General features: G+C 32.9%; 33 protein-coding genes. 18 read left to right on the forward strand and 15 right to left on the reverse strand.

All coding sequences use genetic code 11. The features are described from left to right. Nucleotides 1–79 precede the first annotated feature (79 nt). The 3 genes from ACW9XA_RS08465 (at nucleotide 80) to ACW9XA_RS08475 (ending at nucleotide 1,082) form a co-directional block, all read left to right on the forward strand. A complete protein-coding gene (locus ACW9XA_RS08465; protein ID WP_457763902.1) occupies nucleotides 80–412 on the forward strand; it encodes a CxxC-x17-CxxC domain-containing protein in 333 nt (110 codons plus the stop codon). 81 nt (nucleotides 413–493) lie between these two features. Further along, entirely contained in the window at nucleotides 494–688 is a 195-nt protein-coding gene (locus tag ACW9XA_RS08470; RefSeq protein WP_457763903.1) for a YwbE family protein, read from the forward strand. Between the two features lie 148 nt (nucleotides 689–836). Further along, complete coding sequence (locus ACW9XA_RS08475) at nucleotides 837–1,082, forward strand: hypothetical protein (protein WP_457763904.1); 246 nt, start codon at nucleotides 837–839, stop codon at nucleotides 1,080–1,082. A gap of 1 nt (nucleotide 1,083) precedes the next feature. Here ACW9XA_RS08475 and ACW9XA_RS08480 read toward each other — a convergent pair whose 3' ends face one another. Both ACW9XA_RS08480 and ACW9XA_RS08485 read right to left on the reverse strand, forming a co-directional pair. After that, nucleotides 1,084–1,419, reverse strand: a complete 336-nt coding sequence (locus ACW9XA_RS08480; protein WP_457763905.1) for an arsenate reductase family protein — start codon at nucleotides 1,417–1,419, stop codon at nucleotides 1,084–1,086. A 116-nt stretch (nucleotides 1,420–1,535) separates the two neighbouring features. Then, complete coding sequence (locus ACW9XA_RS08485) at nucleotides 1,536–2,390, reverse strand: carboxypeptidase-like regulatory domain-containing protein (RefSeq protein ID WP_457763906.1); 855 nt, start codon at nucleotides 2,388–2,390, stop codon at nucleotides 1,536–1,538. 200 nt (nucleotides 2,391–2,590) lie between these two features. Between ACW9XA_RS08485 and ACW9XA_RS08490 the strand changes: the two genes are divergently transcribed. Continuing rightward, a complete protein-coding gene (locus tag ACW9XA_RS08490; protein WP_457763907.1) occupies nucleotides 2,591–3,250 on the forward strand; it encodes a hypothetical protein in 660 nt (219 codons plus the stop codon). Between the two features lie 191 nt (nucleotides 3,251–3,441). On the opposite strand, the gene ACW9XA_RS08495 is transcribed toward ACW9XA_RS08490, so the two are convergent. After that, nucleotides 3,442–4,122 carry a PAC2 family protein gene (locus ACW9XA_RS08495; RefSeq protein WP_457763908.1) on the reverse strand — a complete coding sequence of 227 codons (681 nt, stop codon included), beginning with the start codon at nucleotides 4,120–4,122 and terminating at the stop codon, nucleotides 3,442–3,444. Between the two features lie 417 nt (nucleotides 4,123–4,539). Here ACW9XA_RS08495 and ACW9XA_RS08500 point away from each other — a divergent pair, with 417 nt between their 5' ends. Continuing rightward, nucleotides 4,540–6,264 carry a DEAD/DEAH box helicase gene (locus tag ACW9XA_RS08500; RefSeq protein ID WP_457763909.1) on the forward strand — a complete coding sequence of 575 codons (1,725 nt, stop codon included), beginning with the start codon at nucleotides 4,540–4,542 and terminating at the stop codon, nucleotides 6,262–6,264. On the opposite strand, the gene ACW9XA_RS08505 is transcribed toward ACW9XA_RS08500, so the two are convergent. After that, on the reverse strand, nucleotides 6,265–6,879 hold the full coding sequence (locus ACW9XA_RS08505) for a hypothetical protein (protein WP_457764014.1): 615 nt from the start codon (nucleotides 6,877–6,879) through the stop codon (nucleotides 6,265–6,267). Nucleotides 6,880–6,953: 74 nt separating this feature from the next. Between ACW9XA_RS08505 and ACW9XA_RS08510 the strand changes: the two genes are divergently transcribed. The 4 genes from ACW9XA_RS08510 to ACW9XA_RS08525 all read left to right on the forward strand — a co-directional run bounded on the left by ACW9XA_RS08510 (nucleotide 6,954) and on the right by ACW9XA_RS08525 (nucleotide 9,656). Continuing rightward, nucleotides 6,954–7,577 carry a superoxide dismutase gene (locus ACW9XA_RS08510; protein WP_457763910.1) on the forward strand — a complete coding sequence of 208 codons (624 nt, stop codon included), beginning with the start codon at nucleotides 6,954–6,956 and terminating at the stop codon, nucleotides 7,575–7,577. A 50-nt stretch (nucleotides 7,578–7,627) separates the two neighbouring features. Further along, nucleotides 7,628–8,875 (forward strand): DUF7482 domain-containing protein, encoded by a 1,248-nt coding sequence (locus ACW9XA_RS08515; protein ID WP_457763911.1) that lies wholly within the window; start codon nucleotides 7,628–7,630, stop codon nucleotides 8,873–8,875. A gap of 105 nt (nucleotides 8,876–8,980) precedes the next feature. Next, complete coding sequence (locus ACW9XA_RS08520; RefSeq protein ID WP_457763912.1) at nucleotides 8,981–9,355, forward strand: hypothetical protein; 375 nt, start codon at nucleotides 8,981–8,983, stop codon at nucleotides 9,353–9,355. Between the two features lie 49 nt (nucleotides 9,356–9,404). Next, nucleotides 9,405–9,656, forward strand: coding sequence for a hypothetical protein (locus ACW9XA_RS08525; RefSeq protein WP_457763913.1), 252 nt, complete (start codon nucleotides 9,405–9,407; stop codon nucleotides 9,654–9,656). Nucleotides 9,657–9,674: 18 nt separating this feature from the next. On the opposite strand, the gene ACW9XA_RS08530 is transcribed toward ACW9XA_RS08525, so the two are convergent. The 4 genes from ACW9XA_RS08530 to ACW9XA_RS08545 all read right to left on the reverse strand — a co-directional run bounded on the left by ACW9XA_RS08530 (nucleotide 9,675) and on the right by ACW9XA_RS08545 (nucleotide 13,249). Next, nucleotides 9,675–9,818 carry a DUF5679 domain-containing protein gene (locus ACW9XA_RS08530; protein ID WP_300322614.1) on the reverse strand — a complete coding sequence of 48 codons (144 nt, stop codon included), beginning with the start codon at nucleotides 9,816–9,818 and terminating at the stop codon, nucleotides 9,675–9,677. 182 nt (nucleotides 9,819–10,000) lie between these two features. Further along, nucleotides 10,001–10,429 carry a hypothetical protein gene (locus ACW9XA_RS08535; protein WP_457763914.1) on the reverse strand — a complete coding sequence of 143 codons (429 nt, stop codon included), beginning with the start codon at nucleotides 10,427–10,429 and terminating at the stop codon, nucleotides 10,001–10,003. A gap of 69 nt (nucleotides 10,430–10,498) precedes the next feature. Beyond that, entirely contained in the window at nucleotides 10,499–11,950 is a 1,452-nt protein-coding gene (locus ACW9XA_RS08540) for an FAD-binding oxidoreductase (RefSeq protein WP_457763915.1), read from the reverse strand. Nucleotides 11,951–11,959: 9 nt separating this feature from the next. Next, nucleotides 11,960–13,249 (reverse strand): HD domain-containing protein, encoded by a 1,290-nt coding sequence (locus ACW9XA_RS08545; RefSeq protein ID WP_457763916.1) that lies wholly within the window; start codon nucleotides 13,247–13,249, stop codon nucleotides 11,960–11,962. Nucleotides 13,250–13,390: 141 nt separating this feature from the next. On the opposite strand from ACW9XA_RS08545, the gene ACW9XA_RS08550 reads away from it, so the two are divergent. After that, nucleotides 13,391–13,795 carry a hypothetical protein gene (locus ACW9XA_RS08550; protein ID WP_457763917.1) on the forward strand — a complete coding sequence of 135 codons (405 nt, stop codon included), beginning with the start codon at nucleotides 13,391–13,393 and terminating at the stop codon, nucleotides 13,793–13,795. Here ACW9XA_RS08550 and ACW9XA_RS08555 read toward each other — a convergent pair. Together ACW9XA_RS08555 and ACW9XA_RS08560 are read right to left on the reverse strand one after the other, a co-directional pair. Further along, nucleotides 13,792–14,346: a DnaJ domain-containing protein gene (locus ACW9XA_RS08555; protein ID WP_457763918.1), complete on the reverse strand. Its 555-nt coding sequence runs from the start codon at nucleotides 14,344–14,346 to the stop codon at nucleotides 13,792–13,794. The two genes, ACW9XA_RS08550 and ACW9XA_RS08555, sit on opposite strands and share 4 nt — an antisense overlap. An 8-nt stretch (nucleotides 14,347–14,354) precedes the next feature. Then, complete coding sequence (locus ACW9XA_RS08560) at nucleotides 14,355–14,798, reverse strand: Lrp/AsnC family transcriptional regulator (protein ID WP_457763919.1); 444 nt, start codon at nucleotides 14,796–14,798, stop codon at nucleotides 14,355–14,357. A gap of 123 nt (nucleotides 14,799–14,921) precedes the next feature. Here ACW9XA_RS08560 and ACW9XA_RS08565 point away from each other — a divergent pair, with 123 nt between their 5' ends. Together ACW9XA_RS08565 and ACW9XA_RS08570 are read left to right on the forward strand one after the other, a co-directional pair. Next, on the forward strand, nucleotides 14,922–15,149 hold the full coding sequence (locus ACW9XA_RS08565; RefSeq protein ID WP_457763920.1) for a tetratricopeptide repeat protein: 228 nt from the start codon (nucleotides 14,922–14,924) through the stop codon (nucleotides 15,147–15,149). A 92-nt stretch (nucleotides 15,150–15,241) separates the two neighbouring features. Beyond that, nucleotides 15,242–15,739, forward strand: coding sequence for a tetratricopeptide repeat protein (locus tag ACW9XA_RS08570; RefSeq protein ID WP_457763921.1), 498 nt, complete (start codon nucleotides 15,242–15,244; stop codon nucleotides 15,737–15,739). Here ACW9XA_RS08570 and ACW9XA_RS08575 read toward each other — a convergent pair. Further along, nucleotides 15,726–15,899 carry a hypothetical protein gene (locus tag ACW9XA_RS08575; protein WP_457763922.1) on the reverse strand — a complete coding sequence of 58 codons (174 nt, stop codon included), beginning with the start codon at nucleotides 15,897–15,899 and terminating at the stop codon, nucleotides 15,726–15,728. The two genes, ACW9XA_RS08570 and ACW9XA_RS08575, sit on opposite strands and share 14 nt — an antisense overlap. A gap of 386 nt (nucleotides 15,900–16,285) precedes the next feature. Here ACW9XA_RS08575 and ACW9XA_RS08580 point away from each other — a divergent pair, with 386 nt between their 5' ends. Continuing rightward, nucleotides 16,286–16,915: an HAD-IA family hydrolase gene (locus tag ACW9XA_RS08580; RefSeq protein WP_457763923.1), complete on the forward strand. Its 630-nt coding sequence runs from the start codon at nucleotides 16,286–16,288 to the stop codon at nucleotides 16,913–16,915. A 74-nt stretch (nucleotides 16,916–16,989) separates the two neighbouring features. Further along, complete coding sequence (locus ACW9XA_RS08585; RefSeq protein ID WP_457763924.1) at nucleotides 16,990–18,087, forward strand: CofH family radical SAM protein; 1,098 nt, start codon at nucleotides 16,990–16,992, stop codon at nucleotides 18,085–18,087. On the opposite strand, the gene ACW9XA_RS08590 is transcribed toward ACW9XA_RS08585, so the two are convergent. Together ACW9XA_RS08590 and ACW9XA_RS08595 are read right to left on the reverse strand one after the other, a co-directional pair. Then, nucleotides 18,084–18,389, reverse strand: coding sequence for an MTH1187 family thiamine-binding protein (locus ACW9XA_RS08590; RefSeq protein ID WP_457763925.1), 306 nt, complete (start codon nucleotides 18,387–18,389; stop codon nucleotides 18,084–18,086). The two genes, ACW9XA_RS08585 and ACW9XA_RS08590, sit on opposite strands and share 4 nt — an antisense overlap. A 38-nt stretch (nucleotides 18,390–18,427) precedes the next feature. Next, entirely contained in the window at nucleotides 18,428–18,703 is a 276-nt protein-coding gene (locus ACW9XA_RS08595) for a hypothetical protein (protein ID WP_457763926.1), read from the reverse strand. A gap of 112 nt (nucleotides 18,704–18,815) precedes the next feature. Between ACW9XA_RS08595 and ACW9XA_RS08600 the strand changes: the two genes are divergently transcribed. Both ACW9XA_RS08600 and ACW9XA_RS08605 read left to right on the forward strand, forming a co-directional pair. Next, the gene (locus tag ACW9XA_RS08600; protein WP_457763927.1) at nucleotides 18,816–19,172 is read left to right on the forward strand and encodes a hypothetical protein; all 357 of its coding nucleotides are present in this window, start codon (nucleotides 18,816–18,818) and stop codon (nucleotides 19,170–19,172) included. A gap of 27 nt (nucleotides 19,173–19,199) precedes the next feature. Next, nucleotides 19,200–19,436 carry a hypothetical protein gene (locus ACW9XA_RS08605; RefSeq protein WP_457763928.1) on the forward strand — a complete coding sequence of 79 codons (237 nt, stop codon included), beginning with the start codon at nucleotides 19,200–19,202 and terminating at the stop codon, nucleotides 19,434–19,436. Nucleotides 19,437–19,505: 69 nt separating this feature from the next. On the opposite strand, the gene ACW9XA_RS08610 is transcribed toward ACW9XA_RS08605, so the two are convergent. Next, on the reverse strand, nucleotides 19,506–19,796 hold the full coding sequence (locus ACW9XA_RS08610) for a hypothetical protein (RefSeq protein WP_297442533.1): 291 nt from the start codon (nucleotides 19,794–19,796) through the stop codon (nucleotides 19,506–19,508). Nucleotides 19,797–19,823: 27 nt separating this feature from the next. Next, complete coding sequence (locus ACW9XA_RS08615) at nucleotides 19,824–20,651, reverse strand: MqnA/MqnD/SBP family protein (RefSeq protein ID WP_457763929.1); 828 nt, start codon at nucleotides 20,649–20,651, stop codon at nucleotides 19,824–19,826. An 82-nt stretch (nucleotides 20,652–20,733) separates the two neighbouring features. Between ACW9XA_RS08615 and ACW9XA_RS08620 the strand changes: the two genes are divergently transcribed. Together ACW9XA_RS08620 and ACW9XA_RS08625 are read left to right on the forward strand one after the other, a co-directional pair. Continuing rightward, complete coding sequence (locus ACW9XA_RS08620; RefSeq protein WP_457763930.1) at nucleotides 20,734–21,636, forward strand: SIS domain-containing protein; 903 nt, start codon at nucleotides 20,734–20,736, stop codon at nucleotides 21,634–21,636. A 48-nt stretch (nucleotides 21,637–21,684) separates the two neighbouring features. Next, nucleotides 21,685–23,877 (forward strand): elongation factor EF-2, encoded by a 2,193-nt coding sequence (locus ACW9XA_RS08625; RefSeq protein ID WP_457763931.1) that lies wholly within the window; start codon nucleotides 21,685–21,687, stop codon nucleotides 23,875–23,877. Nucleotides 23,878–24,666: the final 789 nt, after the last annotated feature.

Here is a 24,666-nt window from a genome sequence, read left to right on the forward strand (position 1 = left end):
AAGAAGATAATTAGTTTATAACAATAGTTGTTTTTCCCACAGTTTATTACTCCATGAGATTACTGAGATTTAGAAAGACATGTCCTTTGATAGAGAAAGAGAAATGCATACCACAACATGTGGTGACTGTGGAAATGAATGTCAAGTGCCATTCAAGCCAAAAGAAGACAGACCTGTTTATTGCAGAGAATGCTTCCAAAATCACAGACCGGCCCCAAGACAAGGTGGCGGTAGATTTGGTGGAAGATTTGGCGGTGACAGAGGCTCTAGATTTGGTAGAAGAGACGACAGACCACGTGAAATGCATGATGCAAAATGTGGTGACTGTGGAAATGATTGCCAAGTGCCATTCCAACCAAAAGAAGACAGACCTGTTTATTGCAGAGACTGCTTCCAAAACCACAAAAATTAGAACAATCGTTTTGAGTAATTTTCAAAACTCTTTTATTTTATAAAACAAAGATTTAGAATCTTCCATGGTTGCCAAATATTATTGAATACTGTTCCCACTAGAGAAAAAATCAAACCTGGATTATCTGTTAGTATAATACAAAAACATGATCAAAGAACAGGAAATTTGACCAAGGGCAAAGTTAAAAGAATCTTGACTTCAAGTGAATTTCACCCTCATGGAATCAAAGTTGAATTAGATTCTGGTAAGATAGGTCGAGTTCAAAACATAATTTAAAATCAGACGAGAGTGAAACGAATTCTAGCCTTTACCGAGGCAGAAAAGCAATTCTCTCGTCTACAACATATAGACGATCAAATAATATAAACATTTTATGAACTTATGAAAAATAACAGATAAAACTTTGGTGTTTTCTTGATTTTATATGAGTGCTAACACCATTCGCAAAGCAAAGAAATTAGTTGAAAGTGGAGGGGTAGTAAAAATTGAAGATGATTTATTTCAAATCAAATCTTCATCTGATCCCGAAAAATCTTATTTTGTAACTTCTGATTCTTGCGAATGTCCTGGATTCAAAAATTTCTATAAATTTCATCATGGAAAAGGACTAAAAGCAAATTGCTCTCATTTAGAAGCTATCAGAATATTCAAAGACAAAAATTCTAAATAATTTATTCCAAATTTTTCACGTTTACTTTTCCCACAATTGCTTTATTTTTTGTTATAATTATTGGGCGTAAAATCAATCCTGGGTATTTTACCATTAATTTGATCAATTGTGCGTCTGTTTTCTTACTCTTTTCTAAATCTAATTCCTTGTACATTTTGTCTCTTTTTCTTAGAAGTTCTGATGGTTTTTTACCTGTCATTTTTAATATTTTTTTGAATTCTGTCTCAGAGAATGGATCTTTAAAAAAATCTCTTTTTTCGATATCTTTTCCCATTCGTTGAATTTCTGAAATTGTCTTTTTACATGTAATGCATGTTGGTTTATGGAATACTTTCAATCTGAATCTCCTTTCCATGTCTGATTAAAAATTGTTTGGAGATACTATTGAGAACTAATGAAATACATGTTTCTTTGTTTTTTAATATTTTTTGAATATATGATCTTTGACAATGATTATTCTTCGTTTGTTTGATTTTCTTCTGTTGTTTCTTCTAAATGTTCTTGATTAAATTTTTCAATACTTTCTTTTGGTGTTGAAAGCATTTTTAGATATGCTTGCATGGCTTCCTCATACGTGCTGCCATTGACTAACATTTCTTGTTTGATCTTATTTGCTTCTATGAAATTATTTTTTGTAAAGTTCAATTGCTGTGCAATAAGGTCTTGAATTTCTGGATTCACACTTTTAATATATTGATCATATTGCCATCCTTCATAAACTCCTGCTCTTGGGTTATACTCTTCAATGGCCTGCTCTCTTAGACTTTCTGCAATTATTCTTTGTTTTTCTATGTGGATTCTATCCTCGTTTGATTCTCTTGCTTCTGTTTGTTCTTGAATTAATTCATCTAATAATTTGTGATAGTATTTGAACAGAGTTTGACCTATTGGATTTTTTTCAAAATCGCTTTCATTTGAACTCAGATATTTTATTGCTTCATCCGTGGATAACTTTTCTTGTAATATTGAAATTGGTGAAACGTCTCCCTTTACTTGAAATTCTGTACTTGTTAATCCTGTCATTCCATACCATGATGCAATAACATTAACAGTGTATGTTCCTGGAATCCTTTGAAAATTCTCAAATTCTCCTCTAAAATGACCGTCTGGTGTTGTGAATGTTTTGGTTGTGTCTGATCCTGTTCTGATTAGAACTTCTACTCCTCTAGTTGGCTCATATGCGTGATTAACTACTCTTCCTGTAACGACGACTGTATCTCCTTGAAATACTACTGCGTTCTCAACATTTGCGTCTACTATGAATTGCCATAGTTCTGCTTGGGATGTTGGAATGAATGAAAATATCATTAAAAATGCGAATAATCCTATGAATACAGCCTTGTAATTGTACACATCAAACACTTTTGATTTTTGCAGTTAAGACAAAGTATGAATAAAAATTCGCTATTTTTCAATTTTTATTGAGTAATTTTACGTCTAAATACTAAAATTCCATATTTGACGTTACCACTAACTCTTAAACTATGAGAACAATGATATCCTAAATCATGGATTTGGAAAAATTCCGTAATGATGTTTCTGAGATGGCTGACAAACTCTCAAAAAATCTTAAAGAAAATGATGTCTCTAAACTTCACTATGTACGGCAACAGTTAATCGAAATGTATAAAAAAAATCTAGTTAAAATCAACCACTCTATTTTGGAATTGATTTGTGCTAGCACTTTAATTTCACGAGGTTATACTGTTGAGGTTGAAAAAGATATCACTGATATTCTTGTGTGTGACATTTTTGCAAAGAAGGGCGGCGGTAACACAATAATTGAAATTGAAACGGGATTTACTCCTCCAGAACATGCAATGGATACTATAGATTATTTTGCTGCAAGAATCATGAGCAAGATTGCAAGATATAGCCAACATTGCTCAAAATTTTCATTGGCTACCCCGGTTGTTGGAATTTTGCCTATATCCAAAATTTTCTTGTTGCCGCCAAATGCAAGAAAAAAAGAAGATGTGCAGAAGATCAAAGATTTATGTGATCGCTATTACAAAAATCCTCCAATAAAATATGATGATATCTTAAATGCTCACCTTCATTCTATTTACCTAATTAATATCGACAAAGGATTTGCCAAAGAACTTGATCCTCAAGGATATGTGGATTTGACTGATCGTCTTCTAAATAGAAGCGAAGTAAACTATTAGGTTCCATTCGTGGAGAAAAAATTCAAATTCTCCTTTTATTTTACTCAAACTAAGATGATATGTGCTGCATGTGAGACAAGGAAACATTTTGAATGTATTGATTGCATGAATAATCACAAGACCCATCTTTGTAGTTGTGATTGTCATGATGAGAATACTGAACCTCATGAAGTTGGCAAAACTCATTAAATTTAGTTTTTGAATTTTCTTTCTATTTCTTGAGCTCTGATTTCTAATTGACTTGTACTTCCTAATTTTCTATATGTTAATTTTTCAAGTGTTTTGATTATGCTAATGGATGATCTATATTGTGGAATATCAGGCTCATTTAGTTCTGCATACATGCCAATTCCCCGTATGTTATTTTTCTTTGCAAAACCTAAAATCAACCCATTGAATCCTGTAATAATTGATTTTTGTGGGGTTACTTCAACATCTAATCCTTCCATCTGTTTCGTCAATTCCTGTGATGTTGTAGTGATGTATGTTTTTGGTTTATCGTCAAAAATTCGATTTGTATGAAAACCTCCTAATGTATAGATAAATTTTGCAGAATATTTCTTTGCAATATCTATGACATCTTGACATAAAGCATTCAATTCATTGTTGCTTTGTGGTTGACCTTTACCTCCCCCAAATATTATTAAATCATCTGTGAATCTATATTCCCATTTTTCATCTGGAAGATCAATATATCCTCCTCTATCAACTATGTATGTTGGAAATGGTATTTTTGCAGTTCTGAATGTTTTTGTTTGAAGTGACTCATTGATGAAATTTATCACAATACTTCCAACGTTTCCCATGTCTTGCATTGCTGCAATTATAATTGGTTTTTTTATATATGGTTGTTCATTTTGAATAAATTCCATCTCTATTCTAAAATTTGATGAATTTTAAACTTATGTTGTGATCAAAAATATTGCCTAATGTATGTCTGATTTTTGTATGTTTGATTTTTCACAATTTGTTTTTCAATTCTGATGATTTTTCTGAAAGATCTAATTCATTTAACAATTGTCTTCTGGAAAAGAAAATTTTTCAAAATTTAATTCAAAATATGTTTTGATCCATTTTCACAATTTTGTTTTATATGTTCTTGTTTTTAGGTATAAAAATTTCTTTAAAATTTGACCCATTGTCTGATTTGAGCCTAGGCCCTCTGAAAATTTCCCCTAAATGTAGAAACTAGTATCATATTTTAACTCTTGTAGATTTTAAATTCTTTTTTTAATGATCGAGAAAAATATGAAGATTCATAAGGCAAAAAAACTTTCTGTCGACAAATTATGGAAACATCCATGGAAAACATTGGCACATTGGAATATGTCCTTGACAAATACTCTAAAATCTGGAGCTGGAAAGTCACAGGCGATCGTGCCGTGAGTATGATATCTCGTCTTGTCTCTGAGGCATGGTATGGGGAAAATGTAAATGAAATAATTATTCCCGATAACACTGAAACTGTAAAACAACTGAAATTGATTATGGATCGTTATCCTCTTGAAATTTTATCTAAATCAATATGGCAAAGAAAAATTGTAAAAACATATGCCCCAAAACCCACACTGCCTCCTGTTAAACTTAAACTAAAACGAGCAAAAACCGGTGAACAATTCCGAGGTAAATTACTTAATTTCCAAAAGGAAGGATTGGATTTTCTGTTAAAATCTTCTGGCAATGCTTTATTGGCTGATGAAATGGGTCTTGGAAAAACTGTTCAAACACTATCTTATGCTGCAACTGAAAAACAAACATTCCCTCTGTTGGTTGTTGCACCATTAGTCACTCTGAATAATTGGGAAAGAGAAATTGAGAAATTTCTGAAAAAGAAAAGTCGTAATGGAAGAATTATTGAATCTGAATCTCCAAGTGTTACTATTATTAGAACTGGTAAATCTCAGGAATTACCAAAAACTGACATTTACATAATTAATTATGAATTGCTTTTCAAAAGAAATGATGATTTATCCGAAGTAGGATTAAAAACAATTGTTTGTGATGAAGTACATAACTTAAGATCAAAAACGACTCAAAAATACAAAGCAGTAAAAAAATTAGCAGCATTACCTTCAGTTCTTTATAGGATTGGACTATCTGGAACTCCAATCTATAATCGCGGTTCAGAAATATGGCCAATCATTGATATTATAAAACCTGGATTGCTTGGCAGCTTTAAGGAATTTTGTGAATACTTTTGCTATGTCAATGAAAAAGGTAAAGCGATTGTTTTGGAAAATAAACGTGCTTCACTAAGAAATGAATTACAAAAACATGTGATGCTTCGCAGGAAAAAAGCTGATGTCTTAAAGGAGCTTAAAGATAAAGTGCGCTACAAGGAGGTTATTGCAGCAGACACTGATTACTATCTTGAGGAATTGGATAAAATTTGGAAGAAAGTTGAGGCAGAACAGAAAGATGCTGATAGTGAATTTTCTAAATCTGCATCCTACAACAGAGCAATTCAAAGTGAAAGACAGATTGCAGGTATTGCAAAACTTCCACACGTAATCAATTTTGTTAAAAACATTATGGAAATTGAGGAAAGTGTTGTTGTCTTTTGTCATCATAAAGTAATTCACAAACTATTGCATGATAGTCTTCAGGAATTTTCTCCTGTATCCATAATTGGTGGGCAATCTGATTCTACTCGTCAAGATCAAATAGACAAATTCCAAAGAGGAGAATCAAAACTGATGATTGCAGGTATCCGTGCTGGAAATGTTGGTATCAATTTGACTAGGGCAAAATATGTTATTTTTGCAGAATTAGATTGGAGCCCTGCCATTCATAGACAGGCTGAGGATAGATTGCATAGAATTGGTCAGAAAAATACTGTGTTTGCATATTATTTGATTGGAAATGGCACTCTTGATGATCATGTGGCTAATGTTTTAGTTGACAAAAGTTATGAGATTGATGAAATCATGGATGAATCAAAAGAGAATTATGAAAATAAAGACAAGGCTGAACTTATTCTAGCTCAGATTCAAGACAAGGTTCGCTCAAAATAACTAGATTTCTAATTTGTCTTTTATCTTTGATAATTTTTCTACAATTGCGTTTTTCTTTGTTTGTTCTAACTGGGAATCTTGAACTTCTTTTCTAATTTCATCTATTATGCTCAAAATTTCTATTTCTGATTTTGGTTCTCCAAATTTTGTGTTTTCAAATCCCTCAGTGTCTGTTTTATCTATTGTCTCAATACCTTCTGGGAGAATTTCATAAATTTTGATTATTCTTTCCCCAATCCTTTGTGGTGACATTAACACAAATTGATTTTTTCGCAATTTTTCAATTTCGTCAATTATGTTTTCTTTTGAAATTTTTAGAATATCTTCAATTTGTTCTATGCTGCATGATTTAATTTGTAATAGCCGTAATATTTTTGCCCACGTTGGAATATTATTGCTCCAAAGAATTTCTCTTGCCAATTCTGTAATGGTAAATGATCCGTTACTGTTTAGGGAAATCATTTTTTTGTCTTTTAATGTAGCAAGAGCATCTAAAAGTTTTCCAACTCCTAACCTTTTCAATTCTGAATTTTCTAGATTGTTTTCATCAAATGTTCCGTTTTCATTAATTGCCAAATGCAAAATTTCTAAATCCACTGTACCTAGTTTTCTCATGTTGACATTCTCTTTTCCAAGATTTATCATTCTTTGCACTTGAAGAATATATGTGGATTAGACTGATTTGAATCATGGTTCAATATGATCTTCCAAGATTGCCTTATGGATACGATGAATTGGAACCCTTTATTGATACTGAGACTATGAAAATCCATCATCAAAAACATCATCAGGCATATGTTGATGGTTTAAACAAAGCACTTGCAGATGTTGGAAGTGCATCTCATCCCCAATACATTTCGTCTATACTGTCTGATTTGAAATCAATTCCTGAATCTGGTAGAGGAGCAATCAATTTTTTTGGTGGGGGTTTTGAAAATCATAGATTGTTTTGGGAAACGATGATTCCTGATAGTGATGGACTCCCTGGTGGGCAATTAGAGGATCAAATTGATGTTTATTATGACAGTTTTGATAATTTCAAAAAAGTTTTTTCAGAAAGAGCAATTGCCATTCAAGGAAGTGGCTGGTGTTGGTTGGTTTTTAATTCAACATATCATAAAATTGAAATCATTACAACTGAAAATCAAACAAGTCCTTGGACTCTTGGTAAATTCCCTTTGTTGGGGTTAGATGTTTGGGAGCATGCATATTATTTGAAATATCAAAATAAAAGGTCGGATTATGTTGAAGCTTGGTGGAATGTTGTTAATTGGGATTATGTGGGAAATAGATTTTCAGAACTTGCTAGTTAAAATTTTTAATTTGGACAAATTCTTTTAAACAAAAATTCAATTCCCATTATATGAACAAGAGTCTAAGATACATTGCACTTCTAGCAATTTTACCCTTGTTTACATCAGGAATGACTACAGATTACTTTTCAGATGCTGAAGCACTGAAGAGTAAAGGTACTGGAACTTCAAAATATGGTTCTGCTACTGGCATCTGTGGATTACAACTCTGCTCTGAAATTCCAGGTGGCAAAGCTGCTTGGGAAGCAGGGCAAGAACAAGTTATTCCTGTATCTCCGGTTGAAGAAACTAAAATGGAAAAAACTCCTGAAGAAGAAATGACTGAAGATGACATGGGTTCTGTACTTAGATTATCGAGAGCAAATGTTCCAGCAACAATTCCTATGCATCAAGGTTACTATGATGGTGAGGATGTTTATTTCATCATCACTGACTCTAGTGATCCAACACATGCAGATATGATTACTGCAAATCAAGGATGGCAAGTAGAACTTGCTCCTTTGTTAAAGAACACACCTGAAGCAGCGCTTTCAAAAACATACATGTTCACAAATGGCATTGAAGGAGACGGTGTACATAGTTTCCAAGGTGAGGTCTTTACAAGTACACCTGCACAAGCAGATGTGTATAGTGCATTGACTTCACATGTCCATGTAACATGGAATGAAGGCACTATTCCGAGAATACTTGATTCTGAAACAATGATTCTTGCAGCAGCTGAGAATGATGAAATTACATTGACATCAATTGATGTAGTTTTGAATATGCCACAAATCATTTGGCCTGAAGGTCAGATGATGATAAAAGATGTAGATTTGACAGATACTACGCCTTATGGTGGCGGTCAGGTTCTTGATATAGATACAGAAGAGATGAATGTGACTTTCATAGCTCATCGTGGATGGGGTCCAGATGGTAGAACTATCTATTACATTGTAACAGATGCTACCCCAAGTGGTCCTGCTAATATGATGGGTGTTGTAAACTCACCAACATCTGCAAGCTTGATTGCAAATTCAGCAGCAGTAGATTTGTATCAATTCAAAAATGGTTTAACAGGTACTGGTCCATTGGGATTCCAACCTGGAATCGCAGCAGGAGCTCCTGGTGATGATAACTATTCTCCAATGTGGAGAATCTTTATGATTGGTTGGGGTGATCCTGAAAATGCACAATTACTTGAAACTATTGATGATGTGAACGCCTACAAAGAAGCTGGTTTGATCGATATTGGTATTGCGCGTCCAATGAACAGTGACCATGTTGTCAACTGTCCTTTCATTGACCCATTCCAATGATTTTCTTTTTTTAACTATACATTTGTTAATTTTTTTTATTTTTTTTTAATATATTTACAGAAAATCATCTATCTAGTTTATCTTTGATTGTGAGTTAATACCAGCATGAGTATAGCAGGAATGTATATGTTAAATTCAGGACCATATAGACCTGAAAAAATTCAGCAAGCTCTGGATATGTTATATCTAGACCGGAAGAATGAATTCCGTGAATTATCTAAGGTCCTTCTCACTGAAAAAGCTCTTAATGCAATGCCTATGTGGAAAGAATTTGTTTTAAATTTCAGTCTAGATGTTGAAGATGCTTTTAAAACATGGTCTGGCCAAAGTCCTTTGGCTTCAAGCTCTCCCCAAAAAGCTTTGACTTTGTTAAGACAATTAGGACGTGGTAAGACATCTATGAATCAACTTGCTCACTTGCTAAATATCTCCTATAATCTATCATGTGAGTTCAAAGAGATTTACAAACGTCTAAAATAATCTTTTTTTATTTTGAATACCTAAATTTGGCTTTTTTTAGTTATTTGTAATGGATTTCATGTTGGAAGAAGAATTGATTGATCTGATGACTTTTTGTCTGCAAAATCCCGATTCTGTAGAAATTTCTGATAAACACAAAAGAATTACTGAGATTGGTCATGAGTTATTTGCTGATGGGGGTGTTGATGCCTTAGAAAACTTCTTTTTTGTATTGAGAAACAGGATTACTGAAGAAATAGAAAAAGATCCATCCCCAATGCGTTCGCTATGGAATGGTCTTACTGATGAATGGCAGTACTAAATTTCTCTAGTGAGAAATTTATCCTCTACCAATTCTGAAAATGGCTGTACTGCATTTTGGGCATGTGCCTTTGATTGCAGGTTTACCATTTTTCATGGTGTATGGTTTAGGGCCGCCGATTTCTCGTTTGTCTCGACACTTCACACAATATCCTATTGTCATATTGTCTCTAGGCTCAAGGTCATATTAGCGAGAACTTGTTGAATTTTTTTCACTATTAGACAAATCTCCGATCCCATTTATCATGTTCCAGACCAATTTTTTTCGTATCGGATGTTTTTTTGATAATTATATGAATAATTGATTAGAACTTTTTAAATAATTATATTTTTTTTCGTAAAAATTTAACTTACACTGATCTGTATGTTGACCGATTTTGCCAATGCCTTATGATTTACTGGAAATCCTTCCCATAGAAAAATTTCTGCAGTAAATTCTCCTGCTTGTTGTGGTTCCCAAAACACCGATGTGTTCCATTTCTGTTGTGGATTTAGTTCTCCACTAAACCATGCTACATCTACAACTATGCCTTCAGAATTTTTGACCTGAACAAGATAACTAAATTTCTGAGATTTTTCTTGATTGTTTGTAATGTCTGCTGCAATCTGAATTTGTTGATCAACATTTATTTTATTTCCAATAGGTGCTCCAAATGCATTTGTTAATTTTGGGTCTCCGATTGATGCCCTTTCTAATTCTGTCAGGGCAAATGCTGGCACAACACTTGAAATAATCACAAGTAATGCTAATAGTACTATGCCCCTTCCTAACACAATTTTTTGGGCATTTTTTAGTTACAAAAGCGTTTCTGCGCCAGTTTTTTCTTGTTAATTTTGATTTTTTTAAAATTCTTCTAGGTTTTGTATGATTGTGCTCTTTGTGGTAATTATTTTGCCTGGATTGAGGATATTTTCCGGATCAAAATATTTTTTGATTTTTTTAAAAATTTCATAATTTTTTTGCCCATATTGCTTTTTGATGAATTCTGATCTTGCCAATCCATCTCCATGTTCTGCAGTAATAGTTCCCCCTAACTTCCAGACCTCGTGGAAATATTCACTTGCTATGTTTTTTACAATTTTTATTTTTCTCCTATTGGAAATTAATCTTACATGCACATTTCCATTTCCTGCATGACCATAAACGATTGACTGTGTATTGTACTTTTCATTTATTCTGTTCAAAATTAAAAATAATTTTGGGAGGTTTTTTAATGGAACTGCGGCATCTTCTATTACGTGAGGAATGCGGTTTTCTTTTTTAATTGATTTTAAACTATAATGTAATGATGAATCTCTGTATCTCCACCATTTTTCAATATTTTTATCTGTGTATATTTTTTTAACAATTTTACCTGTGGTGATTTCATTAATTTTTTTCACATTTGAAATAATCTTATCGTCATATTCTACAAATAATAGGCACTTGCTGCTCTTATCAAATCCAAAATTTATTTGATCAAATGTACTTTTATCTACAAATTCAAGTGCAGATGGATTTGTTTTATTGATAATGTTACAGTTTATTGCAGCTTTGATTATTGAATCATATTGAATTACAAAAAGAACTCTTTTCTTTGGTTTGTTTTTGATTTTTAATTTTGCAGATAATATTATTCCTAACGTTCCTTCTGAACCGATTATTGCTTTATGTGTGTCTTTTATTGTTTTTATCTTATCTAATCTATATCCTGAGGAATTTTTTGTTACGTTTGGAAATTTTTTACGCTCTATGCTGTTTGTTATTTTGATGATCTCTTTAGATTTTTTATTGTTTTTTGGAAGAGTTATTTTCATCCCCTTTCCATCAATAAGTGTTATTTCTTCAACATTGTCTATCATACTTCCATATTTCAAACTCCTGCTTCCACTGGAATTATTTCCTAACATTCCTCCCACTGAACAAAACGATCCAATTGACGGATTGGGAGGAAAAAATTTCTTAGATTTCTTCAATATTTTATCTAAATTCCCTTTTAGTACGCCTGCACCCACATTGACATAATTTTTATTTATTTCAACTGAATCGAAATTTTTCATATCTAGTATTATCCCTGTGTTCAATGCACTTCCCACAAGACCTGTTCCTGCACCTCTTACAGTAACAGACACGTTCATTTTTTTTGCAATTTTTACGGTATTGATGACATCTTTTTCATTTTTTGGAATTACTATTATTTTTGGAACAATTTTGTAAGAACTTGCATCGACTGAATAATACTCCTTGAATTCATCTGTAGAATGGATGTTTCCTAAAATTTCTGATTCTAATATTTCTAAAATTGATTTTTTCATATGGTGATTTTATATTTCGATTCTATAGTAATCCCATCTCTCTGGATCAAATAAGGTTACAAATTCTGCTTGTTCCTTAGTTATTCTGGATCTGATGACATCTCGTAATGCAAAACTTGTCATATACTTGAATTTCATTGAATGGGACTGCATGATGAACATATGACGCATTTCACTTCCTCCTTTTAATCCCCAGTAACCCATTTTCAATGCTAAAGGCTCTAAAAATATTGTATTTCCTAAACCGTAATTCTCGTCTCTGATCTCTTCGCGTAATTTGTAATTCTCAAGCGGTCCTCCTTTTGCAAATCCTATCACTTCCCCATTTTTGTCATTTAGTCTCAAAGTGTTTATGATTACTTCAGGGTCTCTCACTGATTTTTCAAAATTTTCTCTTCCAAATTGCAACGGTCTTGGCAATTCCATAAATATCTCATACAGTGAATCAATAAACTTTGGATCATTTCTTGTTACCATTGACTCAATTGTTGGAATCAATTTTAAATTGTCATATGAATAATTTGCTTGAATTGATATCTCCTGCTGCCTGATTCTCATAAATGACAGTACTGTATCAAAGAAATTTTTTCTCATCTCCTTTGGAAGTACTTTGAGAATTGCTTTTGCCATGTCTGTCTCTTTGTTTAATAATTCTTCAAAATATGCAACTGCACTCCTAACAATTAATGATGGTCTCCATGCCAATGCATGTGCGTTCATTTTTGCCATCTCCATAGCTTTTGCAAAATCTCCTAATGCATAACCACTAACTCTGTCTACTACAGAAAGATACCATCCCATTTCCATTATGTGTTTTTGATATTGCAAGTTATTTCTTGTTAGATCTGAATTGTTAAAACATTCTTTGATTTGTTCTTCTGCATTTTGTTTCAACTTTCCACTCCAAGGATAAGTGGTTCGTAAAATCAATACTTTGATAATCTCCAAGTCTAAATTTGCTATCTTTATTAGATCACGTAGTTTTTTGTCCATCGAAATGAATTTTAAAACACTTTCTTCATGAGGTTTGTCTACATTTTTTTGAGGATCAAAATCGTGAAATAAAGCTGAGACATAAAGATATTTTATATCTTCATCTGTGAATTGGATTTGATTTTGTTTAGCTGCTAAAAGTGAAACATATGTAACTTCTAATTCATGATTGATGTTGTGATATCCATAATATTCTGTTCCCAGTCCTTGGCTCTCAAATAGGTCGATGGTGTAATCTAACATCTCGACATAACAATCCCCCTCTAACTTGTTCTCTACCATTAAACTGAGAATTTCATTTTTCATTGAATGGGTATTTGCAAATTGCTGCAATATTCTTTGAAATGGATTCAAGTTTTTAAAGATGATCTCTTGAGAGTTGAATCTATCATGGTTTTCATATCAATGTTAGAAAGATTCAATAGAATTATGATTTGGAACTTTTGTATGCCATTTAATCTGCAATTATTGAAAAATCTGATGGCTTTTAATGAAAAAAATTCTCCAACATTTACGCTGTATGTGAATAATCAGACTTTTCCGATCGCCAGCACATCCATTTCAAATTCTCCAATACCTGTTAATGAACCGACTACTCGTGGTGGAGTATATTTTTCAGATAAATTTGCTTATAAAATGAAATGTGTTGTTGAGGATCTTTCTATTGTGCCATTATTGACAAAGAAAATGCTTGGTCCTAATACTGAATTTGGCGAACTTAAAATTACCACTCAGATTGAATCGGATGGTAAACCTGTTTCTGTTGAGATTTTTACTAATTTGACAAACAGTGTTCAGACTCCTGAATCTATTGAGCTTAGTATGATTATTGTAAAATTAGGATCTGTTTAACCCACTTTTAGATATCTGTCATACTTTTCTCTACTTTCTTTATCTGATAGCACTTCGTATGCTTTGTTGAGTTTAGCCATTTCTTCTTCCGAATCTTCTCTTGTTTTATCAGGATGAGTTTTTTTTGCCAACTCTCTGAATTTCTTTTTGATTTCTTCTGGAGTGGCATTATTGGGAACTCCTATAATTTCATAATAATTTGGTAATTCACTATTATTTGCTGCATCTCTGAATTCTTTGTCTTCTTTTGTATTTCTACGCTGACCTAGTTCTTCATAATCGTCTCCCCAATCTGAGTGGTATTTTTCAAACGTCTTGTCTTTTTTAGATTCCAACTCTTCTTTGTCATATGATGTTTTTTTCCTAAGAATAATGTCTCTTGCAAGAAACAGAAACACTCCTAAAACTGCAATCGCAAAACCTGAAAACAAAATAATTTTTTCTTCATCTGAAACTTCTAATTCCATGTCTAGATTTCCACTTTGAGCATACACTGCCTGTGATACTCCAAAGACTATTGCAAAAATCACAAAAATCATAATCTTGTTCATTTTTATCACTATGACAGTCTGAAATCTTCTTTTGTAGTATTGAGTACTACATGTGTTATCGTATTTTCCACATTTGGAATAGATGCTAAGCCCTTTACAAACTTGCTCAATTCGTTTCTTGCCTTGAATTTTGCAATGACTATGGTGTCTGTTGAACCTGTAATATCATACACTCCACAAACATTTTCAAATTTTGCTATCTCATCTTCTATGTCTACAATCTTGTCATTCTTGGCAATAATTTCTATTATTGCCGTTAATGAATACCCAATTTTTTTATGGTCGACTATTGCAGAATATCTCTGAATTATTTTCTCTTTTTCTAACTTTTTGATTCTGGATAGGACAGTAACCGTTGACAATCCAAGTTTTAGAGCTAACTGTCTTGCTGATTGTCTTGCATCTACTAGTAAATGATTGATGATCTTTTCATCTGTTTTATCTATGACCATACTCTGTAATTGTGAAAAATATATTTAAAATTTCATTAAATTCATGTAAATTTGTTTGATTTTGTACATTAATTTACTATGATCTATTTTCAAATTTAATACTCATGAAATATGTGTTGATTTATGGATGATATTGAGAACCTTGTCAAAAAAGGACAATCATTAATGAACGAGATGAAATTTGATGATGCACTAGGGTTTTTTGAGCAAGCCTTACTTCTAAACCAAAATGATCCTGATCTTTGGAATCATAAAGGAGTCGCTCTACGTAGTTTGGGTAGATATGAGGAATCCATGTATTGCTTTAACAAATCACTTGAAATTGAACCTCGAGACAAAAATGCATCTTGAAATTTTATAGTTTTTGCATTATGTCTTATTCCAGTTGAAATACTGTTTACTGTAAGTCAATCTATATTATTAACAAAATATTATCAAAGATGATGGATAGTAAAACAGAGAAGATGCTTGCACAAGCTTTTGAATATACAGAGGATGGAAACTATTCTGACGCCTTGAAATTATATGATTTGGCATTACAAGAAGAACCTGGGAATTATAGCATACTAATTGACAAAGGAGCAACTCTGCAAAATTTGGGAAAACTAAATCTTGCAATTAAACAATATGATAAAGCACTTGAAATTTCACCCACAAATCTTGACGCACTACTAAACAAAGGAGCAGCGTTACATTCTCAAGAAAAATATCTTGAAGCTATTGATTGCTATGATCTTGCATTGAAAATTGATAAAAAATGTGCCATGGCTCTTGCTTACAAAGGTCTCTCCATGGGAGAAATGGGTGAATTGCAAGATGCAATCAAACTTTTCAAAAAAGCACTATCTATTGACAAACACTATGATTTAGCAAGCGTTTCCAAAACCACAGCACAAGAATTACTAAAATCTATGAATGAAAAAAAGTCTAAAATACAGTGACGTCTCCAGGTGCTGGTTCTCTTTTATTCTGCTTTTCATTTTTTTCAAAGAAATCCACGTGTGTAGAATTTTGGTGTTCCCGTAATTTGTCAATGTTTTCAAAGCCTTCATGGCAAAGATAGCATTTTGGTTTATGCTCATCAATTAGAGGAAGTACCATGATTGATGTTGTGTGATTGCCTACTTATTTCTTGAGAATATGAGATTCTAGGCAGTTAAAACAAAATAATGCTAGAATTCATTTCAATCATAAATATCCAAATTTTCATTCTCAAATTCATTGGTATTTGATCTGGCTGGATATCTTAAATTCATGTAGTTTATAGGATGAAAAAAAGAATATCTTGTAGGAATGAAGGTATTCTAGAGTTTGATAATAAAAAATGATTAAACAAAAATGCGATCGTTGTGGTGCCAACTTGGGAACAGAAAGTAAAAAAACTAAACAGAGGTTTTGCGGAAACTGCAAAAAGAAATTTGACTTGTATCGGTGATGATTTACTGTATTTTGACATATATTCTCAAAAAATGACTGGATTTTAGAAATTGGAAAAACCTGTGGTGATATTTGATTTTGATGGAACTATTGCCAATACTTTGGATTCTATAATATCTATAATGAATAATCTTTCTGATGAATTTGGATTCAAAAAGATCAAAGAAAGTGATGTGGAATATCTACGCGGAAAAAAATCCCTTGAAATTTTAAAACATCTTGGGATTTCAATATTCAAACTTCCTTTTGTAATTAGAAAAGTTAGACGAGAAATCAATTCTCATATTGCACTATTATCTCCTTCTGTAGATTTACTTCCTGTATTGAAATTGCTTAAGGCAAATGGCTGTCATGTGGGGATTGTCACAACAAATATTGAAGAAAACGTGAGAAAATTTCTTCATGCAAATAACTTGGATTTCTTTGATTTCTTTTATACTGCAAAGAAAATTTTTGGCAAAGATCGAACTATCTCTAAAATCATTAAAGAAATGAATGTTGAAAAATCTAATGTTTATTTTATTGGTGACGAAGTTCGTGATATTGAAGCTGGCAAAAAGGTTGGCATCAAAACAATTGGTGTGAGTTGGGGTTATAATACAAAAAATGCTCTTGAAAAAGAACATCCTGATTACTTGATTGATTCTCCTCTGGAACTTGAAAAAATCATTCTTTCTTGATAAATCAGGCTCAAAACTAATGGGTTTCATATTATTTCACTAAGGAATATATCATGATGTGGAAACAAATTATCATGTTAGAACAACTAGTTGGAGATTCTCAAGCATTAGATCGTGCTTTATCTGGAGAAGAATTGTCGTATAATGATGGTCTTGAATTAATGAACTATGATAATTTGCATTTGCTTGGTGCTGTTGCAGATAATGCTAGAAAAAACTTGGTTGGTGATACTGTTACTTTTGCTGCATCCTATTACATGAACTATACCAATGTGTGCGCAGCCAGCTGTCAGATGTGTGCATTTTATCGTAAAGATGGTGCTGATGATGCGTATACTCTAACTCCTCAAGAGATTGAACAGCGCGTTGGAATTGCAAAACAGATGGGTGCAACTGAAGTTCACATCGTAGGTGGATTTCATCCTAAACTTCCTTTGGAATATTATGAAGACATGATGAGAACGATTAAAAAAAATCATCCTCAGTTAAACATCAAAGCACTAACTGCAGCTGAGATTTACTATTTATCAAAATTAACAAAAAATTCTACAAAAGAAATCTTGTCTCGTCTCAAGGCAGCAGGACTTGATTCAATGCCTGGAGGCGGTGCTGAACTATTTCATCCGGATATTAGGGATAAAATCGTTAGAGGAAAGTGTACTGGACAACAATGGCTTGATGTTATAGAAGAAGCTCATAACATGGGTATCCAAAGTAATGTTACAATGCTTTACGGACATATTGAAAAGCCTGAACACGTTGTTGATCATCTAATCAAAATTCGTGAATTACAAAAGAAAACAAATGGTTTTCTGACTCTGATTCCATTGAAATTCAGTTTGGATAATACTGAATTAGAACAAGAGCATTTGGTCAATAATGAATGCTCATCTGTTTATGATTTGAGGATTATTGCATTATCTAGATTGATGCTTGCAAACGTCTTAAACAATATCTCTGTTTATTGGGTAGCCTATGGAAAAAAACTCGCACAAGTTGCTTTGTCTAATGGCGGAAATGATTTAGTAGGAACTGCATTCTCTGAGGAAATTTACAAGGCAGCTGGAAAATCCACATCTTCTTCAGTTGAAGAACTTGCAACCATGGTCAAAGAAATAGGGCGTGTACCTGCTCAAAGAAATACTCATTTTGATATTTTAAAAAAATTCTAATTCATCTGTTTTTTAATAGATTCTAGTTTTTCTTCTATTTTGAGATGTTTATCTCTCCTTGAATCTATTTTGATTATCACTTCAACTCTTGCAATTCCTAAATTATGAACAGTTTCCATCATTTGCTTTGTAGCCGAGTTTATCGTCTCTATGTTGTCTGATTCTAGTATTGTCCCCATTGCATTGATTTCATATCTGAGATTCTTAATTTTTTGAATAGATTCTATTGCTTTTGCAATGTAAAAACTAGCACTGGTAGTTTTTGTTGCCATGGGATAAATGCTGATTTCTGCCTGAATCAATGATGGTTATTAAATTATTTGAGATTAAAAGCTTTGAATTATTCTGCAGGCTTTTTCTCTTTTCTTTTTACACTGTCTTTTTTCCGTCTTGCTCCAAAACTAATCAATACCAGTAAGAATCCAATTCCAATTAAAATTCCTGACAACATTTGATAAGCTTGATTTTGATCTTCAGCTATCATCAAATCAATAATTTCTTCCTCGCTCATTCCTACTTGACCTGTTGGTTGATCAGCCGATACTATTGTTACAATTATTCCTGCAACAATCATTGCAATCCCTCCTGTTAGAATTTTTTTATCTACTAAGACCAATTCAAAATATTATAAATTTTCATCATATATTAGGTATTTTCAAATGATCTTTTTTGGCACTAGAAAAAATATTATCACTAGGTTATATGCGATGTTTGAACTATTTTTATTATTGAACTCAAAAATTGAGTCTCTAATTGTTTTTGCAATAATGGGTGGTATTTTACTACCTGCAAGACTATTGTTTACAGAATTTGTATCTGATGACTGGCTTGGTTCTTTAGGTGTCATTTCTGTAATCTCTCTTGCTGTAATTGTGCTTGCAAAAAAGAACAAGCTTGGATTTTTTGGACCTATGCTTGAAAGACAAATTTTCAAATTTCAAAAAGGTAAACGTGGAATATTGATTTTTGCTGAATCTGCATTTTTATTAGTTGTTTTGGGAACTATGATTTTTGCAATTGATCAAGGCTATTCTCAACATTTAGAACAAAAAAATATGTCCATTTCAGAAACTATGTATGATTGAAATATTGTCCTAGAATCTGCCAAAAAAATGACTCCGTCTGATTGGATATTTGGCACATTGATGGCTCCTATTGGCTTTGTTACTGCGTTTCCTCAAATGAGTGCTGCTATGGCATCAATTGATCAAAGTATGGATGGGTGGCTAATGCATTTTTACACTGTTGGGTTTGTAGAATATCTAGAACTCGTAGGAATTTTACTATATTATAGAATCTCATACCGAGGGAAAACCATGAATTTGAAATTAAAAACCCCTGTTCAATAATTTGAATATTTTTAATTATTATCATTTTCAAATTAATTCAATAATTCTTTTGAAATGTTACACTGGTTTTTAAAATCCTTCTGGGGGTCTTTGGACAAAAACATTACAAACCAAGGCATCGGTTTTTTCATCTCTATACTGAACATTACACGAAACAAATTTTCCTTTGAGCGCTCTTTCTAAATCTTCTTTGGTTTTCTCTTCATATTGCGGTTGGTCCGGATCGTCAATCTTACTCATGATGATTTTCTCAACTTTGCCATATTGTTCTTGATTATCTTTTCTTGTATGGCTAATTAACAATTCAAAAGCATTGTTTGTAAGAATATTGAGAACTGCGCCTCCAATTCCATCTCCCATAATTTCTAAACTTTTTTTGTTCTATAATTACTTGCTGGCAATGCTGATTTCAAAATCTTGAACAAGTTCTTTTTCTTTTGCCATTTTGAATAATCTTCTTATGGATTCTTCCCCTGCATCTCCCATATTGACAGTTACATTGTTTACGTACATTTTTACAAATTTCTCAATTAAGCTCCTTTCTTTTCCTCTCGCATATTGCATAGCATAATCTATTGCATCATCAAAATACTCAATTCCAAATTCAATTGATGATTGCAGGTATTTGTCAAATTTCACTATTGTATCCATGCCTAGATCTGTTCTCATGACATTGATTCCTAGTGGCACAGGTAATCCTCCTGTTGTTTTATCCCACCACTCTCCTACATCTAAAATTTTGACGTTTCCTTCTTGTTCATAAGACAACTGAGTTTCATGAATTACTAGTCCGACATCTACTTTGCCTGATTTGACTGCTTCTGGAATGTCACTGAAATTCATTTCAACATAATCAAATTTTCCAATCATTAATTGCAATAGTAAAAATGCTGAAGTCATTTTTCCTGGAATTGCAATTTTACATTTTTTAACCTCATCAATTGTCATCATTTTTCTAGCTGTAACTATGGGACCATAATTAATTCCAAAACTTCCGCCGCTTCTCAAAATTGTATATCCTGGAATGTATGCACATGCATGTACTGAAACTGCTGTCACATCTAATTTTGGATCTGTGGCTTTTTGATTTAATTTCTCAATGTCTTCAATGACATGATTTACCTTGAAATCTGGAGATGGAACTTTTCCTGTAAACATTCCATAAAACATGAATGCATCATCAGAATCAGGAGTGTGTCCTACAGAAATTTCCATATACTTTTGCTTAATTTTGGTAATAAATACCAAAACCTATGACGATAGTTTTTCTAATATATGACAAAAATAAATTTTAATTATGAACTCAATAGATGCTTTTGAAGAAGATATCAAATTACAAATAAATTTTCTAAAATCATTCAAAAAACAAAAAACAATTTCTCTTAAAACACAAAAAAACATTCTATTTACTGGAAGCGGTGATTCCCTTGTTTCTTCTCTACTTGCAGAATCATTTTCAGGTGGGTTGGTAAAAGCAATGGATCCTCTTGACCTATATCAAAACAAGGAAATAGCAAAATCAAAACACGTGTATTTTGTATCTATTTCTGGAAACACTATTACAAATATCAAAGTTGCAAAGATTGCAAAAAAATCTACTGCAATCACATGCCAATCCCAGAGCAGGCTTGCAAAAGCTTCTGACTGTTTAATCTTACTTGATTCTCCAAATAGCGGAGTTTTTACTGCTGGCAGTATTTCTTTTTTGGAGAGTGCATTAACTTGTATTTCTTTAGTGAAAAATATCAAAATTCCAAATATTTCGCTATTTAGAATTGCTCAGGGTTCTGCCAAAAAAACCATAGTTTCAAATCGTATTTTTGTTTTGGGAAATCACTATACTTTTCCTGTAGCAATGTATTGCGCTGCAAAATTTTACGAAATTTTAGGCTATGATGTACATTATTCTAGAATCGAGCAGTTTTCTCATATGGAATTGTTTTCTATAAAAAAAGGTGACACTGTAATAATTTTCGAAAAGAAAAATCCTCATACAAAACAATTGGGGCAAAATCTAAAGAAAATTGGAATCAATGTTATTCACCCTTCAATGCCTTCTGAAACAATATCTCAAGTGCTTTTTTGCATTTTCTTTTCTCAAATGATTGCTCTTTTTGAAGCAAGAAGGAGAAGAAAAAAAGAATGTCATTTTGTAACTGCAAAAAAGATTCGTGATGTTTCCAACCAAATGATCTACTGATCTTTTAGAAGGCTAAGGTTTAATACCTGAATCCTAAGTTCTGCGAATATGGTAAAATTCAAGTCTACAGGTGAGGTTCTAAAAATCATCAAGAACAAAGACCAGATTAGAAACTTTGGTGTAATTGCTCACGTAGATCACGGAAAAACCACGATGAGTGATAGTCTTTTGGCATACTCTGGAATTATTGCCCCTTCTGCTGCTGGAAAAGCTCTCGCAATGGACTTTGATAAAGAAGAGCAAGCAAGAGGAATTACAATTTACCAAGCTAACGTTACATTACACTTTACAAAAAATAATACCGAATATGTCATTAACATGATTGACACTCCTGGACACGTTGACTTTAGTGGAAGAGTCATTAGAAGTCTTAGGGCTATTGATGGTGCAGTAGTTGTTTGTGATGCTGTAGAAGGTATCATGACTCAAACTGAAACGGTAACTAGAATGGCCCTTGAAGAGAGAGTAAAACCTGTCTTGTTTATCAACAAAGTAGATAGACTCATCAAAGAACTCAGATTAACTCCAGAAAAAATGCAAGCCCAACTAGCAGAAGTTGTTTCAAATTTCAATACTCTCATTGACACATATGCCGAACCAGAATACAAACAAAAATGGAAAGTTTCAATTCAGGATTCTAGTGTCACATTTGGTTCTGCAAAAGATAGATGGGCAATTAATCTAGAACTAATGAAAGAAAGAGGAATTACATTCAAAGATGTCATAGATGCATATGAAAATGAAAAAGTAGCAGAACTTGTAGAAAAAGCACCATTGGCAGATGCAGTTCTTGGTATGGTTGTAAATCATCATCCTGCTCCTCATGAAGCAGTAAAGTATAGAATTCCACAAATTTGGAAAGGTGATCTAGAATCTGATGTTGGTAAAGCATTGCTTGCATGTGATGACAGTGGACCAACAATTATGATGGTTGTAAACATGGTTTTAGATCCTGCAGCAGGACCTGTTGCAATTGGAAGACTATTTTCAGGTACGATCAAAGATGGTCAAACTATCAATATTATAGATGAGAAAAGAGAAGGACGTGTCCAATCAGTCAACTTCTTTATGGGTAACCAAAGAGAACAAGTTGGAGAATTAGGTGCGGGAAACATTCCTGCATTGTTGGGATTAACTGAATGTAGAGCAGGAAATACTCTGTCATCTATTAAAGGCATTCCAATGTTTGAAGGTGTAAAATATGTCTCAGAACCAGTAGTTCAAGTTGCTATAGAACCAAAACATCCAAAAGATTTACCTAAACTTGTAGAAATTTTAAAACAACTCACTATCGAGGATCCAAACCTTATCGTGAAAATTGATGAAGAAAGTGGTGAAACTATTGTTGCCGGAATGGGCGTATTGCACTTGGATGTTGCAACACACAGAATTCAAGATGCAAAATGTGAGATTGTAACATCTGAACCTTTGATTAACTATAGAGAAACTGTAAAAGGAACATGTGAGCCAATTATGGCAAAATCTCCAAATAGACACAACAAGATTTTCATGAAAGTAGAGCCTCTAGAACCTAAAATTGCCCATATGCTAAGAACTGGTGAAATCAGTGACATTAAAGACAAAAAAGTTGTTGCAGATTTACTCAAAGAGGCTGGCTGGGATACTGATACAATCAAGAGAGTTATGAAATTTGATTCACGTGGAAATGTAATGATCAACGGAACAAAGGGTGTACAGTTTGTTCAAGAGTCTACTGATTCTATTAATTCTGGATTTGAAGAAGTTATGAAGGAAGGACCTCTCTGTAAAGAACAGATGAGGGATTGTAAATTCATCTTTACTCACTTTGTTCCTCACGAAGACACAGCCCATAGAGGTTTGTCTCAATTAGGTCCTGCATCTAGACGAGCATGTATGGGTGCATTACTCACTGCAGGTACTGCTGTATTGGAACCAACTTTGGCAATTGAAGTACGTGTCCCAACTGATTTGGTTGGAAATGTTGCAACAATTCTTTCTGGTAAACGAGGTAAAGTTCTTGACATGTCACAAAAAGGTGCATCCAGCATTGTTGTTGGTGAGATTCCAGCTTCTGAAACATTTACTCTATCTGAAGCAATGAGAGGTCAAACTGCAGGACGCGCAACTTGGAACACTTCGTTTAAGGCATGGACTGAAGTCCCAAAATCTATGCTTACCTCTGCAGTTGCTGATATTAGAAAGAGAAAAGGATTGGCTCCAGAACCACCTGGTGTCAACGAATTTATCGACAAAGAATAAAAAGGCAAAGAATAAAAGAAAATACTCGTCTGTTTACTTGTTTGTTCTTATCATACACAAAGACAAATCAACCTTTTAGATAAGAAAACGACAGGTCATAATTAAACTTGGAGTTGGATTCAGTGGACTAATTTCTATGTATGATTGATAAGTGGAGGTTAAATACAAATTTTGTGTTATGAAATTATGCCTCAGTTAAAAAACAACAAATTCTTCAAAACAATCCAAAACAAATGGAATCTCTTAGAGAAACCTGATGAAGAATGGATGTCTTCTGAAGAATAACTAAAATCATTTATCCCTCATGGAGGTCATTATGGTTTTAACGAATTTCAAAAAACCCTCTTTATAACGTCTAAATTTATGCCTGGAAAACGGCATCTGTTTTCATCAAAAAGAATGGATATTCTATCGTTTTTTCTAGATGCAATTAGCACTAGGTACTTTTCCCATTTTCCAGTATATCAAAAATATTTTTTTAAATCAATGAAATGTAAAAATTGTGGCAAGAATTTGTTTGATCCCAGACTAAAATTTTGTTCTATAGATTGCCAAGATGACTATATTCATAATTTAGAACAGAGAATAATTGATGCAGTGAATGCTGATTCTTCACATGTTGATAAAATGAGTTATTCAGAATAATCTCCTTCTGTGACTTGTTTCAATGAAAAATTGTTTGTTCATTTGAACAAACAAAATGGGTCATTTTAGAACTAAAATCCCTCAATTATTACCATTTATTGACTTTCATTACCACTCATTACCAATAGTATATATACTGGGATA

It is taken from the genome of Candidatus Nitrosopumilus sp. bin_6a, from assembly GCF_054095695.1.